Source organism: Rossellomorea aquimaris TF-12 (assembly GCF_001648555.1).
In the GTDB taxonomy this organism is placed as follows: domain Bacteria; phylum Bacillota; class Bacilli; order Bacillales; family Bacillaceae_B; genus Rossellomorea; species Rossellomorea aquimaris.
The window spans coordinates 1-16,702 of record NZ_LQXM01000025.1 but is presented as its reverse complement, the minus strand read 5'-3'; the positions used below and the strand labels follow the sequence as shown (position 1 = coordinate 16,702).

Annotated in this window: 13 protein-coding genes; 8 read left to right on the top strand and 5 right to left on the bottom strand. The window is 35.4% G+C overall.

What is annotated here, in order from left to right:
* Positions 1 to 30: 30 nt before the first annotated feature.
* From wecB to IQI_RS06650, 6 genes are read left to right on the top strand one after another with little or no spacing between them, the layout of a single operon-like run.
* Entirely contained in the window at positions 31 to 1,089 is a 1,059-nt protein-coding gene (wecB, locus tag IQI_RS06675) for a non-hydrolyzing UDP-N-acetylglucosamine 2-epimerase (RefSeq protein ID WP_064091873.1), read from the top strand.
* 12 nt (positions 1,090 to 1,101) lie between these two features.
* Positions 1,102 to 2,481, top strand: coding sequence for an O-antigen polymerase (locus IQI_RS06670; RefSeq protein WP_064091872.1), 1,380 nt, complete (start codon positions 1,102 to 1,104; stop codon positions 2,479 to 2,481).
* An 11-nt stretch (positions 2,482 to 2,492) separates the two neighbouring features.
* Entirely contained in the window at positions 2,493 to 3,605 is a 1,113-nt protein-coding gene (locus IQI_RS06665; RefSeq protein WP_064091871.1) for a glycosyltransferase, read from the top strand.
* Positions 3,602 to 4,690, top strand: coding sequence for a glycosyltransferase (locus IQI_RS06660; RefSeq protein ID WP_064091870.1), 1,089 nt, complete (start codon positions 3,602 to 3,604; stop codon positions 4,688 to 4,690). The genes IQI_RS06665 and IQI_RS06660 overlap by 4 nt, the downstream gene beginning before the upstream one ends.
* Entirely contained in the window at positions 4,687 to 5,547 is an 861-nt protein-coding gene (galU, locus tag IQI_RS06655; protein WP_064091869.1) for a UTP--glucose-1-phosphate uridylyltransferase GalU, read from the top strand. Before IQI_RS06660 ends, galU begins: the two co-directional genes overlap by 4 nt.
* Positions 5,548 to 5,561: 14 nt before the next feature.
* Positions 5,562 to 6,779 carry a glycosyltransferase family 4 protein gene (locus IQI_RS06650; protein ID WP_064091868.1) on the top strand — a complete coding sequence of 406 codons (1,218 nt, stop codon included), beginning with the start codon at positions 5,562 to 5,564 and terminating at the stop codon, positions 6,777 to 6,779.
* A gap of 30 nt (positions 6,780 to 6,809) precedes the next feature.
* On the opposite strand, the gene IQI_RS06645 is transcribed toward IQI_RS06650, so the two are convergent.
* From IQI_RS06645 to IQI_RS06625, 5 genes are all read right to left on the bottom strand, one after another.
* Positions 6,810 to 8,336, bottom strand: coding sequence for a SpoIID/LytB domain-containing protein (locus IQI_RS06645; protein WP_064091867.1), 1,527 nt, complete (start codon positions 8,334 to 8,336; stop codon positions 6,810 to 6,812).
* Positions 8,337 to 8,338: 2 nt separating this feature from the next.
* Positions 8,339 to 9,031, bottom strand: a complete 693-nt coding sequence (locus IQI_RS06640; RefSeq protein WP_064091866.1) for an SH3 domain-containing protein — start codon at positions 9,029 to 9,031, stop codon at positions 8,339 to 8,341.
* A gap of 105 nt (positions 9,032 to 9,136) precedes the next feature.
* Positions 9,137 to 12,013, bottom strand: coding sequence for an SH3 domain-containing protein (locus tag IQI_RS06635; protein ID WP_082892613.1), 2,877 nt, complete (start codon positions 12,011 to 12,013; stop codon positions 9,137 to 9,139).
* Positions 12,014 to 12,215: 202 nt separating this feature from the next.
* Entirely contained in the window at positions 12,216 to 13,163 is a 948-nt protein-coding gene (locus tag IQI_RS06630; RefSeq protein ID WP_231893393.1) for an LCP family protein, read from the bottom strand.
* 162 nt (positions 13,164 to 13,325) lie between these two features.
* The gene (locus tag IQI_RS06625) at positions 13,326 to 13,964 is read right to left on the bottom strand and encodes a YigZ family protein (protein WP_064091865.1); all 639 of its coding nucleotides are present in this window, start codon (positions 13,962 to 13,964) and stop codon (positions 13,326 to 13,328) included.
* Between the two features lie 546 nt (positions 13,965 to 14,510).
* Here IQI_RS06625 and IQI_RS06620 point away from each other — a divergent pair.
* Both IQI_RS06620 and IQI_RS06615 read left to right on the top strand, forming a co-directional pair.
* The gene (locus IQI_RS06620; RefSeq protein WP_064091864.1) at positions 14,511 to 15,653 is read left to right on the top strand and encodes a sensor histidine kinase; all 1,143 of its coding nucleotides are present in this window, start codon (positions 14,511 to 14,513) and stop codon (positions 15,651 to 15,653) included.
* A gap of 31 nt (positions 15,654 to 15,684) precedes the next feature.
* Entirely contained in the window at positions 15,685 to 16,362 is a 678-nt protein-coding gene (locus IQI_RS06615) for a response regulator transcription factor (RefSeq protein ID WP_064091863.1), read from the top strand.
* Positions 16,363 to 16,702: the final 340 nt, after the last annotated feature.

Sequence of the window (16,702 nt, the reverse complement as noted above, 5' to 3'; positions counted from 1 at the left end):
GGTTCTTTGATTATTATGGAGGTAAGACCATTGAAGATTTTAACTATTTTAGGTGCAAGACCACAATTCATTAAAGCGGCTCCTGTCTCAAGAGAATTACGAAAAAAATACGAAGAAATTATTGTTCATACAGGGCAACACTATGACAGCAATATGTCAGATATTTTCTTTGAGGAGCTTAATATTCCTAAACCTGATTACTATTTAGGTGTTGGTTCTGGGAATCACGGTAAGCAAACAGGGGAAATGTTAGCAAAGGTTGAAGAAATCATTGTAGACGAGAAGCCAGATTACCTAATGGTGTATGGAGATACAAATTCTACACTGGCAGGATCCTTAGCTGCCTCAAAACTTCACATTCCCGTAATACATATTGAGGCGGGATTAAGAAGCTTTAATAAAAAAATGCCAGAAGAAATTAATAGAATCATGACCGATCATGTTTCAAATTATTTATTCTGTCCAACAGACACTGCTATTGAAAATTTAAAAAATGAAAATGTACATGAAAATGTAGTGAATGTTGGGGACGTGATGTATGACGCTGTTCTTTACAATAAAGAATTAGCTAAAGAAAAAACGTCTATTCTTACTGAATTAGAGCTTAAAGGGAAAGACTATTACTTAATCACAATTCATAGAGCAGAAAACACGGATGATGAAGAGAAAATGAGAAATATTTTGGAATCATTCTCAAAAATAGAGGGGAAAAAAGTTTGGCCGATTCACCCTAGAACGAAAAACAAGCTAAAAGGATACGGTATAAATATAGATGAAATTCCTGGGTTAGAGATCATAGATCCAATAGGTTATTTAGATATGCTAACTTTAGAGGATCAAGCAATAAAGATTGTTACGGATTCAGGTGGAGTTCAAAAGGAAGCGTACTTTATGAAGGTTCCTTGTGTAACGGTTCGTGAACAAACAGAATGGGTGGAAACTCTGGAAAATGATGCAAATATACTTGTAGGAACAGATGTAGAGAAGATTTTAGATGCAGTAAATAAAGAGGTTAATCCAACATACAAGGAAGTATTTGGGGATGGTAATGCATCAGCAAAGATTGTAGAATACTTAGAAAAACATTAAGGATGTTTAGTGATGATTCATGTAACCGTGTGGTTTATAGTTTTACTTATTTCAACCTTCTTGTTTCGTAAGGCAAGTGGTAGCTTAAGTATATTACAACCAAATATGATTTCTATAGCTTATTACTATTCATTTCTGATCTCAAGTTTTATTGGGCCATTGTTGATTGTCTTAGAGATAGATCAATACTATATGATTAATAAATTGACCCAGGAAGAATATCGATGGATAGGATTTTACACGATTATAGGTGTGATGCTTTTTTTTCCTATGATATTAGTAATGGTTTCTAAGCTATTTGGTTTTGATGCGATAAATGAATATCCACGTTACCTGAAAAAAGAAATCAGTCCAATTTTTAAAAACTCTGAAGAATTTTTCCTGTTTTTTTTGGGATTATCTATTGTATCAATTTTAGCAATCCTGTATACCATTTTGAATTCACCTTTAATTCCTATTTTTGAAATAATGGTAGGGAATTCAGATTTAAGTCCAGGACAAATGAGAATAGAAGCGGCAAGGAACTTTCAAGGTAATTATTTAATAAGAAATATATTTGGTATTGCACTTACACCACTTCTTTCTCTTATTGCTTATTGTTACTCAATATACTCAAAAGATTTGAAATGGAAATCCTTATTTTGGATTTTGTTTGTTGGTTCTATTTTCATAAATGTTTATGATTTAGCCAAATCACCTATTTTCTTTTACTTGATTATGTTTTTTCTATTAAGAATCTATGTAGGGAAAATGACCTTAAATGTAAAGAAAGTCCTTTTATTAGGTTCAGTAGGTGCGGGTGTTCTGGTGTCAATGTATATTGTGATCCAAGGAGTCAGTGATGTAAGTTCATTTTTATCCTTTAACTCTGGTCCTGTTGGGAGGCTGATTTTCGCCCAAATTTCACCTACATTTCTACATTTTCAAGTGTTTGGTGAATTACAGCCTTTTCTACATGGGAAAAGTTTGCCTGGGAGTTTAATTAATTTATTCGACATTGACCAAATTCGATCAGCTAGACTCGTTATGACAGAGATATTTCCTGAAAAAGTTGAAAATGGTACAGCTGGGGTCTTAAATACGCTATACGTTGGAGAGGCTTACGCGAACTTTGGCTATATAGGTATTCTTGTTGGTACAATATATATTGCCATATTGACACAAACATTATATATAATTTTTATTAGATTACCTAAGGATCCAGTGGTTATTAGTTTGTTTGTGTATTTTACTATTAATATTCCAAGAACGATTGTAGGAGGATTTACAGACTTTTTATTTAATCCGATTTGGGTATTTTTAGTCGTTTTATTCGGTGGGTTTTTATTCCTATTTAGGGTGAAGAATGATGTTATAGCCCTCCTTTCTAATAGAAAACAGAGCATTCGTTAAGGAGCATTTTAATGAAGTCAATTTTAGTATATTACCCTTTCACAATATCCCGAAATGCTAATAGTGGTTCAAAGCTTAGGCCGATCGAAATGCTTTCTGCATTTGAAGACTTCGGTAAAGAACATGGATTGGATGTTATTTTAATATCTGGGTCTTCACAAGAAAGAAAAAACCAATTTAATGAACTTAAAGCATTAGGGAAATTAGACAACCTGTTATATTGCTATATGGAGAACCAGACTATTCCAATTTGGCTAACGGATACAAATCACATTCCGAAAGCGCCATTTATTGATTATCAAGTCCTTTCCTTTTTACAAAAAAAGAGGGTTCCTGTGGGAGTGTTTTACAGAGATGTGTATTGGAAGTTTGATGAGTTATATCCATTAAAGGGTATAAAGAAAAAAATAATGCAAACCATTTACCGTTTTGAAGAACGCTTTTACTCAAAGTACTGTTCCGTAATTTTCCTTCCTAGCATGGAAATGGGGAAGTTTGTAGATATTAATCAAACTTTTGCAAACTTGCCTCCTGGCGGAAAGATGAGGCCTTCTACTGGTGAAAGAAACACCTCCATGTTTCATAGCCTCTATGTTGGTGGTATAAACAATGAGGACTATGGTTTAGGACTATTAATAGAATCTTTAAGAAAGCTAAATATGTCGAACCCTGGTGTTGTTTCGTTAACTATAGTATGTAGGGAAGATGAGTATAAAAATGTAACGCAAGAAATGAAGGAAAGCATTAACTCGATAAACGCTCAAGTAAAGCACGTTAGCGGTGAGAGTTTAAATGAACTGTATAAATCCGTGGACTTTGCTTATATACCCAGATACAAATCAACTTATAATGATTTTTCTGTGCCAGTAAAGCTTGTGGAGTATTTATCAAATGGATTGCCTATTGTAGCTACCAACTGTGAAGCTCAAAAAAGTTTTATTGAAGAAGGAAGCTATGGAGTTATATGTGAGGATAACCCTGATAGTATGTATGAAGCAATCAAAACCATGGTGAAGAATAAATCGGTATATAAGCAAAATATCCAGGCTACTTTCTTAGAAAAGCACTCTTGGAAAGCAAGAGTTAAAAAAGTTCATCATTTATTATCGAGGGAGGAAATATGAGAATCCTACTGCTCGCTCCTAGTAAATCAATTCATACCCAAAAATGGGCATTATTCTATAAACAAAATAATATTGAAGTGAAGGTAGTTACGTTTGCTGACCACTATTCAGAAGATAATGCTAGTAAAGTCGATACGTTCGTTTTACCTAAGCTTCTTCCAGGAAAGCTTGCATATTTTAGTGGTGTAAGAGCATTAAAGAAATTAATTCAAGAGTATAAGCCCGATATCCTTCACTCTCATTATGTATCCAGCTATGGTTTAGTGGGAGCTTTAACAGGTTTTAAACCCCATTTTGTATCAGTATGGGGAAGAGATATCTTTCAATTCCCACTACAAAATATGCTAAATAAGCGATTGGTTCAATTTACGCTTAAGCAAGCTCAAGTTATATGCTCTACAAGTAAAGTAATGGCAGAGGAAACAAACCTTTACACAAATAAGAATGTATATGTTACTCCATTTGGAGTGGATTTAGCAAAATTCCGACCAATACCACATGAGAAAGAAAAAGATTCACTCGTTATTGGGACGGTTAAAGCACTCTCGGACAAATACGGAATTGGTGATCTAATCAAGGCATTCTCTCAAGTAACTAAAAAATACCCTGAAAAAGACCTAAGCCTGTTAATTATCGGGGACGGACCTCAAAGAAAAGAATATGAGGGGCTGGCTGCTAAGTTAAACATTGAAGAAAAAACGGTTTTCACAGGGAAAGTTCCTAATGATGATGTGCCTAATTATATTAATAAAATGGATATATTCGCTGTACCTTCAACTGAAAACAGTGAGAGCTTTGGGGTAGCTGCTGTTGAAGCGATGGCTTGTGGAGTCCCAGTAGTTGTTTCAGATGTAGGAGGCTTACCTGAGGTAGTGAAAAACGGTGAAACTGGCTACGTCGTTCCTAAAGAGAGCCCTGATCAATTAGCAGAGAAATTTAGTTACTTGATAGAAAATCCTCAATTAAAAGAAAAGATAGGACAACAAGCGATTCAACACGTTAATAACCATTATAATTGGATAGATAATGCAAACGGAATGCTTGAATTATATAATCAAACCTTAAAAAAGGGGATGAGATCATGATAAAAAAAGCAGTTATTCCAGCGGCTGGACTAGGTACTCGATTTCTGCCTGCCACGAAAGCGCAACCCAAGGAAATGTTACCTATTGTAGACAAGCCAACAATACAATATATCATTGAAGAAGCTGTTCAATCTGGAATAGAAGATATTATTATTGTAACGGGACGTAATAAAAGAGCAATCGAGGATCATTTTGATAAATCAGTAGAATTAGAAATGTTACTTGATCGAACAGGTAAGCATGAGATGCTTGAAGTAGTGGAATCAATTTCAAATTTAGTGGATATACACTATGTTCGTCAAAAGGAACCTCTAGGGTTAGGACATGCTGTACTTTGTGCAAAGAAATTTATTGGAAATGAACCATTCGCTGTTCTATTGGGCGACGACATCATTGATAGTGAACAGCCTGCATTAAAACAAATGATTGAGCAATATAATTTAGTAGAATCCAGTATTTTAGGTGCAAAAGAAGTACCACGTTCTGAAACAAATAAATACGGAATCGTAGATTACTCTGAAAAACACAACGATTTATATAAAGTGAATAGTCTTGTGGAGAAGCCGTCAGTAGAAGAAGCACCATCTACTCAAGCTATTGTTGGTCGTTATATCCTAACACCAGAGATATTTAATACATTAGAAGAAGTTCTTCCTGATAAAAAAGGAGAAATACAGTTAACGGATGCAATTGATAAACTTCTAACAAAAGAAGAGATCTATTCTTATATCATTAATGGTGATCGATATGATGTTGGAGATAAATTTGGGTTTCTTCAAGCTTCAATTGATTTCGCGTTGAAAAGAGATGATCTAAGAGACAAACTCCAAGCTTATTTAAATACTATTAAGAATTAAATATGGAGGCAAAAATGAGAGTTATATACTTGTGTCAACACTTCCCTCCAGAAACAGGAGCTCCTCAAATCAGGGTTTATGAGGTTAGTAAAGAGCTTTTAAGAAGAGGTCATCAAATAGAAGTGGTAACCGCTTTCCCTCATCATCCTCATGGAGTGATACCTGAAAATTATAGAGGTAAGTTTTATATGTTAGAGGAATGGGATGGTATTCCGGTTCATCGATCTTGGATTTATCCATCTCCTAAAGGAACATTTTGGAAAAGGTTAGCATCATATTTTTCATTTACATTTAGCTCTTTCTTTGCTTTATTAAAAGCAAAACCAACTGATGTGATCATTTGTAATTCTCCCCCTCTATTCCTAGGGTTAACTGGGTATTTGGGAGCGAAAGTGAAAAAAGCTAAATTTGTCTTTAATGTAGCAGACATTTGGCCGGAGTCTGCAGTAAAGCTAGGACTTGTAACGAATAAATCCTTTATAAAAATGGCAGAGAAGTTAGAAAACTTCCTTTATAAAAAATCATGGAAAATTGCATCAGCAACTCAAGGAATAAAAGACTACATGATTGATCATGGTAAAAAAAGTGAGGATGTTTTCTTACTGCCTAATGGAGTAGATACAGAATTCTTTCAACCTCTTCCAAAAAACATTGAGCTGTTAGATAAGTTAAATCTAACAAATAAAAAAGTTTTTACTTACGGTGGAAATCTTGGTTATGCTCAAGGATTAGACAGCTTGCTATACACAGCTGAAATAGTAAAAGACTCAAATCCTGATATCCATTTTCTTATTGTAGGGGACGGACCTGAAAGAGAGAAACTTCACAAAATAAAAGAAGAGTTAAATTTAACGAATGTTACATTTTATGGTGCAGTTCCTTTAGAAGAAATGCCAACCATTTTTTCTATTACAGATTTTAGTATTGTACCGTTAAGAAACATTGAGTTATTTAAAGGTGCAAGACCTTCTAAAATCTTTCCTGCTATTTCTACTGGAACACCTGTCTTGTATTGTGGTGCAGGTGAAAGTGCAAGCATCTTAGAAGAGCATCAATGTGGGAGAATTGCCCCACCTGAGAATCCTGTTGAAACGGCAAAAATAATCCAACAACTACATGAGCTTGATCCAAGTGAATATCAACTAATGTGTCAGAATGGAAGAAGACTGGCGCAAAAAGAATATTCATGGAGTAAAGTTGTAGATGATTTAGTAAATGCTATTAAGCAATAAAAAAATCACGAGCCTAGGCTCGTGATTTTTTTATTTACTAACGGTAGATCCTTGAAAATAGTGAGTTATGATTTTTTCAGCATTCCAGCCATTTTCAGCAAATCCTTTTGCTCCATATTGACTCATTCCAATTCTATGACCAAATCCTTTACCATTTAAAGTGATATCTGTGACGCTTGTAATACCACTTGAAGTTATAACTCCAGAGTTGGTTTGAATAGAATAAGTAGGGTTAGACAGTGTAACTTGTCCAGATTTTGTCTGAACGGTTTGCGCTACAGCAGAAGAAATATTGCTTTGTCCTGAAGCAGTTTGAACAACAAAAGCATTTTTACTTTTGGTTAAGCTCGTATCAAACCAATTTGATTTGATCATCCCATAGGAGCTTGAACTTGAAATTGGGAATAATTTACGAATCGTATTTTCGTTCCCGGTTTTTGTGATAACCCCATCAGAGGTAGTAAGAGTAACTCCAGAAACTTCTCCATTAGCACCAGTTTTTGATAAAGACATGTCATACAATACAGTATCTGCTTTTGTTACTCCAAAAGATTTCAAAATCTCGTTAGGAGTAAACGATTGGGTCCAGTTACTATGAGGTGAATTCTCATAAGTATCTGCAACTGAAGTGTAGTATGGCTGTTGAGAGGTGTTCCATACATCTGAAATATTAGCAGTTTTCCCCCCACTGGTAGAGTAGAAAAACGTTTGAATAGGTTTTCCGCCATATACGGCTTTTAAATCTTTAGTAGCTTCCACTGCTGCATTTGTTCTGGAATCTTCACTTGAGTAGCCTTTGTAAACTTGACTTGCAACTGTATTAGAAAGGGTGCTCTTCGTTGAATATGCGTAGCTTCTAGCTGCAATAGCTTGAGCTTTTAAGGCTTCAGTATGCCAAGAGGCAGGCATTTCATTAGGCAATACACCTTTAAGATAGTCTTCCATACCTAAATAATTAATCAGTTTAACATTAGTACCTGAAGGGGAGAATAAGAAACTCCCTCTATAGGTTCTACCATCACTAGCATCAACTAGAGACAATCCAGAAATTGTTTGTAATTGAGTGGTTGAACCTAGTACCCATCCAGAGGAAGAACCCGAAGTGACATTATACCAGGTTTCACCTAATGAATTTGTAAACGATTGAATATAAGTAGCACTGTCCCCAGCACTAAATGTTTTTATTGTAGGATAACCGCTTGAAGCACCTTTTTTCATCTCACTTTGAAGAGTGAAAATAGCAATCTTTTGATTCCCCGGTATCTCTTGAATATCAAACCCTTTAGCTGATGTTTGATATTTAGATTGATAATCAACTTGAACACCGCTTGAAGTCTTTTTACCATAAACTGTAGTGTTTACAGGCAGAATCTCAATTGATTGTGTATCAAGATTGACTAGTTGATAACTTCCCTTTAGTGAAACATACACACTTGATGATTCTTTTATATTTACATCTACTTGGTTTGAATATTTGACCGGATCCGCAGCCATTGCTGTTAAAGGTAGAGAGACCATTAGCAACAAAATAAAACTAACTATACCGAACTTTTTCATCATTACCTCACCTCAGCAAGGCCACTATATACCCATCCTACTTGACCTGAAGAAGTTTTCACATTATACCAAGTTTCACCTAAACTATTTTTAAATGTTTGAATATACGTTAGTGTCGTTCCTTTAGGGATAAGAGTAACTACTTGATAGCCAGTCGAAGCACCTGTACGGAGATAAACATCACCGAAAGTGAATACTTGTTTTGTTGTAGATGGCTTAGTAGTAGATACGTCACCTGAATAAATCCACCCTTTTACAGTTGCAGAGAGTTCTACTCTATACCATTTACCTGAACCTGAAACAAAATCATCTACTACTTTGAGGGAAGATCCATAAGGTTTAGTTGCTAAAATCTTATATTCAACTGTTGCGCCAGAGTGAACGTTTGCAGAAGACTTAGTTACAAAAACTTCACTTGGCAATGATGATGTAGGAGGTGGGGTTGATGGATCACTTCCAGAAAGTTCTGCCACTTGATTTTTTAGAGTATCAATTTCACTTTGTTGAGTCTGAACCTTGTTTTCTAGTGAACTTATTTTGGAATTTAAAGGATTGATTTGTGATGTAACCCATTCTACACTCGCTAATAAAACATTGCTGTTTGCGGAAGTGCCAATTGGGGTAAAGAATAAACCAGAGAGTCCTATTAATAAACCGAAAATTAGTATCAGCGACTTTTTTTTCATTTTTTTCATTGCATATTTTCCTCCTAAAATATTATTCAGGGGATTCGAGGGCACGAATCCCCAAACAATTACCATTATAATCCTATCATACTAGTAATTTACTTTAAACTACTTTTAAGGTGTTGAAAAATATTCTTTCAATCCGTTAGCTATTCCTTTAGCTGCATTAATTCTAAATTCTTGTGTTTTCATTCTTGCTTCTTCTGTTGGATTTGATAAGAAGGCTAACTCTACCAAGATACTAGGAAGTTCATTCTTTCTATTAACATAAAATAGTTGCTCTTGGACACCGCGATTATAGGTCCCTATATTAGATACTAGGTTATTTTGAACCGTAAGACCTAAATCATAGCTTTTTGGTCCATTAAAGTTAACCGACTTATTATAATAGGTTGTCGAACCTCTTGATGTAGTCGTGTGAGAATCTCCGTGAATACTAACAAAAGCATCATAATCAGAGTCATTTGCGATATCTGTGCGTTCATATAGCTCTAAAAATACATCAGTATCCCTTGTGAGTAGAACCGTTGCGCCTTGTCTCTCTAACTCTGCTTTTAACTTTATCGCTGTATCTAAAACGACTTCCTTTTCATAGAGTCCGGAATATCCTACCGCACCAGTATCTTTTCCGCCATGACCTGCATCAATGATAATCTTTTTCCCAGGGAGTCCAAGAGGCATAACCTTTAGTGATAATCGATCAGAATATTCCCTAAGTGTAAAGGTATATCCTGGTTTAAAGGTCACATATAATACTTTTGTTCCGTCGGCTGCGATAGATACATAAGCTTTTTCTACCCCAGGTGTAGATTCATTAGGAATTTGAATGCTTGTCATATCACCATAGATTTTTATTGAATTAAATGTATTTCTTGCGTACGTCACATGGAAATCTGATGTTTTTGACCATGTAATAGTTGATTCTTTCCATAGATTTTTTATTACAGGGGAAGATAGCTGTTTCATTGAGATAGCTGAAATGTCGCTAGACAACATCCAACCTCTTGTACCATTGAGAGTCTCAACATTTTTCCATCCATTTAGTTCTCTAATTACTTTCACTTCATCATTTAACTTAAGGTAAGATTCAGCGCTATAACTGGTGCTTGCTCCTCTTCTAAGAGCAACCCCATCTTTATTTGCGTACCCTACTGGATATCCTACCTGCACATCATATTCAGACATCCATCCTGTTTCGCCTGACTCTGCTTTAACTTGATACCACTTTTCATTAGATGCGTTTACGTATTCTTTTAATAGGGTAACTTTATTACCGTAAGCTAAATATTTTGTTATAGGATAACTGTAATTGGCTCCTGATCGAATTACTGAATTTAATAATTTAATAGTACGAACCTCGTTTAGTAGTGTTTCAGTTTTTGAAACAACTGACTCGTGTGCCCAATAAACGTTGCTATCTTTGGAGATTTCATACCATGTATCTCCATCGGAGTCTTTAGTCGAAGAAATAGCAGTAAACTTTTCACCTTTTGCTCCTTGATTTACAACCTCATTAGAAAGTGAAGGGCCACTTCTTAAATTTGCTACATCAACACTAATATATAGGGGATACCCTAATGCCTTATTATTGCTTAGCTCATTTTCTTTAACCCACCCTATCAAGCTTGGGCTTATTTGAACTTTAATCCACTTTTCACCTAAAGAGTTTGTGAAAAAATCGACTACGTTTACAGGACTATTAACGTTCAATTTAGTTACTATTTTATAAGATGAAGTAGCACCACTATGTACATTCGTTTGATCCAACTTAGAATAAACGATAGCACCTACGGTGAATTTATATTCGTTAGAATCTGGGTTTTCTGGAGTTGGTGGAAGAGCATCTAAAAATGCTTTTTCATTAATCCATCCCTTTGTAGTAACCAAATCAATTTGATACCACTTTTCACCTAATGAATTACTAAATTCTCCTACTACTTTAAGGTCTTCATTCTCATATGCATATTGGATGACTTTATAGGCACTAGAAGCTCCGGTTCTTATTTCGGCCTTCTCTATTGTTACAGTCTTAGTCGAAACATCTTGCTTTTTTTCAAAAGAACTACTTTTAATCCATCCCGCACTGTCACCTACTTTTACTCGAAACCATTTTTCGCCTAGAGAATTATTAAACGTGTCAATAATTACATAACTCTCATTTAAATAAGCATATTTAATAATTTTATAGGCGCTTGAAGCTCCTGTTCGAATTTCAGCTTTTTGTACTTGAATTATTGAATTTGTTTCTTCAGGGGAAGGAGGATTATTCTCTTCTACATCAGATAAGTATTTAGCATTGATCCATCCACGATTTGCATTTACTTCAACTTGATACCAAGATTCTCCCAATGAGTTCGTAAACTTAGAAACAGTATGAACAATTTGTTTTTCGTTAAGGGTAGTTACGATTTTATATTCAGTTGTGGCACCAGTGTGCATTTTAGTATTAGATGTATTTACTACCATGTCCTTTTCCAATTGCTCAGGACCAGAAGTAGTTGGTTTTTCCACTTTAGTTAGGAAAGTGCCGTACATCCAACCAATTTTTCCATCATAAGCAATTTGATACCATGTTTCTTGACTAGCAGTTAAATGTTCATCTAGAATTGTTACTTCCTTGTCTTCCATTAATTTATCTACAATATCGTATGAAGTAGAGGTTCCTCTTCGAACATGAACATTATCTTCGTTAACAAAAGCTTTTACATCCAAGGAAGTGGTATCACCAAAATTCACAGCTTGAGTCCATCCAAGCTTGCCATTTACATCCACTCGAAACCATTTTTCTCCTAAACTATTAATGAATTCTCCTACGACTTTTATATCTTCTCCACTATCAAGACTTGTGATGACTTGATAATTTGTTGTAGCACCAGTTCTTACTAGCGCTGACTTAGAAACTTCCAAATTTTGCGGAAAACTGTCAGCGTAAGATGTTAACGGAAATACGACAGAAGCGGCTAAAACAGTAGAGACAACAATTTTTTTCATAATTTCCTCCTCAGATAATCTTTCAAACTATGTTTTATTTTATCTGATTTTGTTAAATATTCCAATGTAAATTGTGACAAAAATAGAGGATATTCGCCAATAAAAAAATACCATATCTTACAAAAAATGTAAAAAACACAGAAAAAAAGAGCAGGAACTCCTTTTTTCTGTGTTTTTTAAAATCATAATATATGTGATGAAATCATTCATTAGAAGATGTGTTTTTTTCTAAGGTGCTATTTAGTATATCTGTTAGTTCATCCAATGACTCTTCACTAGCTAAATAATAGGATGCACCATCTATATAATCATTTACACCGTCTATAGATAATCTTTCAATTTTAGTATCCTTCATTTTGGTATACAGTTTTACAAAGCTTAAAAACTTAGAAGGGGGTATATTAGTCTTAACGTTGTTACCCACGTCTTCAATCACATTATTTATTTTAGGTAGTTTTGAAATTGATGTACCTTCTTCCATTATAGCTCTGATAACTTGTTGTTGCCGTTCATTTCTTCCTAAATCACCACGGGGATCTTGCTTCCTCATACGTACATAAGCAAGAGCTTCATTTCCATTCAAGTCCATTTTACCTTCGTAATAGGTTTTCCAACGAAGACTGTCTGTTAACTGAGCTTTAAATGTAAATGGAACATCTACCGTGACACCACCTAAAGTATCTATAATATCTTCAAAACCTTTAAAGTTTGTCGTTACATAATAATCAATTGGAACATCAATTAATTCATTAACTGCTTCTATGGTAGGTTCAATGCCCCCATAACTGTAAGCATGTGTTATCTTTGTCTCATACCCTGCCTCTTCAACATATGTGAGAGTATCTCGTGGAATGCTGAGCATTTTAATTTCTTCCGTTTTAGGATTAACAGTTAATAGTAGAAGAACGTCTGACCTGCCTAGTCCACCTTCTTGATTTTCAACGCCGGTCATTAAAATTGTAAAAGGGTCCTTCGTTACTTCAACATCATTCATCTTTTCACCAAATTTATCTGGATCAAGCTCTTGATAAATTTTGTTTGTGGCACTTTGTGTATTAGTAAAAAAATTAATTCCGAAAAAAGTTGCTCCACCAATTGTGATTATTAAAAAGAGAAATAGTATGACTCTAAAAATCCTTTTCTTTCTCAACCTTTTTCTAGCCCTATAGTTGCTTCTGGAGTACATATCCATAAAAATAATCCCTACTTTAAAAATGATTAATTACTTGCATCTATATATATTAACTAAAAATATCTAATAGGTAAATCATTCATTTAATTTTGTAAGAAAAGTAACTTTAATGAAATTGAATTACTCTTTGACTGGCTTTTCTAAATACTCGATATTTTCTTCTACAATAAATCCTTGTCCATTTGTAAGCTCCGTCATCCAATCCACAAAATTCTCTTTAGAAGCTTCCTCAACATACACTTCGACCTCAACAGCATCTAAATAATGAATGTCTTTGAGTTGATAATGGGAAGATCTTACTTCATTTTCAACTTTCCCCAACCATGTATAATCAATCTTCGTTTTCATCACTCTCATCAAGCTTCTTTCGACAATTCCTGTGGCATTCAGACCCTCAGAGGTTGCTTTTCCATAAGCTCTAATCAGACCACCTGCACCAAGCTTAATTCCGCCGAAATATCGTGTGACGACGACAATTGTGTCTTTTAGATCTCGTTTCTTTAACACCTCTAACATTGGTACTCCTGCCGTTCCACTGGGTTCCCCGTCATCGTTTGCTTTTTGTATAAGGTTGGTTTCTCCAATCATATAGGCGGAGCAATTGTGAGACGCATCCCAATGCTTTTTTTTAATATCTGAAATAAAGTCTTGAGCTTCTGCTTCACTTTCAACCCGATTAACATGAGCGATAAACCGAGATCGTTCAATATTGATTTCATTTTCTCCGTAGCCTTTGACGGTATTATAGTGATGTAGCAATATTCATTCTCCTCCATTTTAGTGTATGTTTAAGAACTATATGTAAAGGGTAAATAGTTTAGGTTTATTTTCTTCTTCTTACTATAAAGGAGTTAACAAAAAATTGCACAGATTGAGTTTATCCTACAAGGAAATATATGGTTCTACATGAAATAATGGTAATACAATGTAATGAAACTTTAATCTCCGACAATTTGTGACATGGTATAATGGACGCTGATAGTAATACTTCACGTGTTCCTTAGTCAGTCTGGGAAGTTCGAATGGTCTAGTTGATCATCTTGCTTTTTGAACTGAGCTTGAGCGTATAATCCCTTAATAGAAGTATTACGTAGGAATATGCCTAGATGAATAAAGGAGTTTTGTTATTTACCATTGAAGTAATAATAGGTATTATTTTATAGAGGGGTGATAGGTCGTTAGACATATGTTGGCAGCCTGTTGCACCATGAGAAAAATAAACCAATTTATTTTACTATAGAAGAATAGCAACTTCATTCTAAATTCTAGAGATACTACTATTGTGGAACAAAAGAGGGGTGTACCGTGTCACTAAAAAAAATAAACACCAAGATGTTAGATACCATCCTGAAAAAAATGGTGGATACGGTCGACCAAAGTAAGGATGAAATCTTTCAAATTGGAGAGCAGTGTCGAAACGATTTTGAAGAATTAACAAGAGAATTAAATGAAGTACGTGAAATGGTCTTTAAGGTGATTGATGAAGGTGAAGGTCTTCATCAACAGTCCAAGTTTGCAAGGCTCAGGCTTTCAGAAGTAAGCAAGCACTTTCAAACCTACTCTGAAGACCAAGTAAGGGAAGCGTACGAGAAGGCACATGACCTTCAAATGAAACTTTCCATGAATAGACAACTAGAACAGCAGCTAAGAGAGCGTCGTGATGAACTGGAACGACGATTGCAATCGTTGGGAGACACAATTGAGAGAGCAGAGCATCTGTGCTCACAGATATCCGTGGTTCTTAACTACTTAAACAGTGATCTAAGACAAGTGAATGAGGCATTAGAAGACGCGAAGCAGCGTCAGGATTTCGGACTCAAGATCATTGAAGCCCAAGAAGATGAGCGAAAGCGCTTATCGAGGGAAATTCATGATGGACCAGCCCAAATGATGGCCAACGTCTTGATGCGCTCCGATCTAATTGAACGAGTGTATCGTGAAAGAGGCGCAGATGAAGCCATTAAGGAAATCAGGGACTTAAAACGTATGGTCCGCTCGGCCTTATATGAGGTGCGAAGAATCATTTACGATCTCAGACCAATGGCTTTAGATGACCTGGGATTAATCCCGACCCTCAAAAAGTACTTAAGTACAATCGAAGAGTATAACCAAGAGACTAGTATTCAGTTTGTGAATATTGGACTAGATATCAGACTTCCTTCAAAATATGAAGTCGCTCTATTTCGATTAGTACAAGAAAGCGTGCAAAATGCTTTAAAGCATGCGCAGTCCAAACAAATACAAGTTAAAGTAGAAGTAAAGAAAGACAAAATAACAGTTGTCGTAAAAGATAACGGTAAAGGGTTCGACAAAGAAAAACAAAAAAGCGGATCCTTTGGCATTATGGGGATGAAAGAGCGTGTCGACCTTCTTGAAGGAGACATCACGATCGACTCAAAAATTGGAGCGGGAACCGTAGTACTCATACAAGTTCCGCTTACTATGTAAATTTTTTCTAAGGTTTAGGGAGGCGAATGACATGGCAACAAATATTGTTATCATTGATGATCATCAGCTATTTAGAGAAGGAGTAAAACGAATCCTGGAATTCGAACCTTCTTTTAACGTTGTCGCAGAAGGCGATGACGGTTCAGAAGCAATGAACCTGGTAGAAATTCATGAACCAGACGTTGTTCTTATGGACATCAATATGCCGGAAACAAATGGCGTAGAAGCAACGCGTGAGCTTATGAATAGATATCCCGACACAAAGGTCATCATCTTATCCATTCACGATGATGAAAACTATGTGAATCATGCACTAAAAACAGGTGCACTAGGGTATTTACTTAAAGAAATGGACTCAGATGCTCTCATCAATGCTGTCAAAGTGGTAGCTGAAGGTGGCTCTTATGTTCATCCGAAGGTAACACATAACCTGGTAGCAGAATACAAGCGCCTGGCTAACGCGCAAAACTCTGGTGGATTCCAACAATCAGAAGTTCGCCGCCCGCTACATTTATTAACTCGTCGCGAGTGCGAAGTGCTTCAAATGCTTGCAGACGGAAAAAGTAATCGTGGAATCGGTGAAGCACTATACATTAGCGAAAAAACCGTTAAAAACCACGTAAGTAACATTCTGCAAAAAATGAATGTAAACGATCGTACCCAAGCAGTTGTCACTGCGATTAAAAATGGCTGGGTAGAAGTACGATAAATTTTTATATGATAATGAAAGAGCGGCCCTTTTTGGAGGGTCGTTTTTTGTTTGGAATTGCTAAAAACGTGGTTTTTTCAAGCAAATAGAGTGTGTTTTATAAAAAAGGATAAATTTAAAGGGTTGGGATGTTGAAAAAGTAGTCTGAGAGGTCAAATTAGGGTGACACTAAATTTGAAAAAGAGTGTGGAGAAGATATATTATCAACATTTGAGATTTTATTTTCAACTTTCATGAATTTATTTTCAACTTCAAAGAATGGGTTGAATTTATTATCGGGTGAAACGATTTATGATCAACTTTATACTTTAATGATCAACTCTACACGTTAATCCTCAAC

What these genes read in the sequence shown, in the direction of transcription:
- IQI_RS06660 (WP_064091870.1), top strand. Translation starts at nt 3,602, where the DNA reads ATGAGAATCCTACTGCTCGCTCCTAGTAAATCAATTCATACCCAAAAA.
- galU (WP_064091869.1), top strand. Translation starts at nt 4,687, where the DNA reads ATGATAAAAAAAGCAGTTATTCCAGCGGCTGGACTAGGTACTCGATTT.
- IQI_RS06650 (WP_064091868.1), top strand. Translation starts at nt 5,562, where the DNA reads ATGAGAGTTATATACTTGTGTCAACACTTCCCTCCAGAAACAGGAGCT.
- IQI_RS06615 (WP_064091863.1), top strand. Translation starts at nt 15,685, where the DNA reads ATGGCAACAAATATTGTTATCATTGATGATCATCAGCTATTTAGAGAA.
- IQI_RS06645 (WP_064091867.1), bottom strand. Translation starts at nt 8,336, where the DNA reads ATGAAAAAGTTCGGTATAGTTAGTTTTATTTTGTTGCTAATGGTCTCT.
- IQI_RS06665 (WP_064091871.1), top strand. Translation starts at nt 2,493, where the DNA reads ATGAAGTCAATTTTAGTATATTACCCTTTCACAATATCCCGAAATGCT.
- IQI_RS06670 (WP_064091872.1), top strand. Translation starts at nt 1,102, where the DNA reads ATGATTCATGTAACCGTGTGGTTTATAGTTTTACTTATTTCAACCTTC.
- IQI_RS06640 (WP_064091866.1), bottom strand. Translation starts at nt 9,031, where the DNA reads ATGAAAAAAATGAAAAAAAAGTCGCTGATACTAATTTTCGGTTTATTA.
- IQI_RS06635 (WP_082892613.1), bottom strand. Translation starts at nt 12,013, where the DNA reads ATGAAAAAAATTGTTGTCTCTACTGTTTTAGCCGCTTCTGTCGTATTT.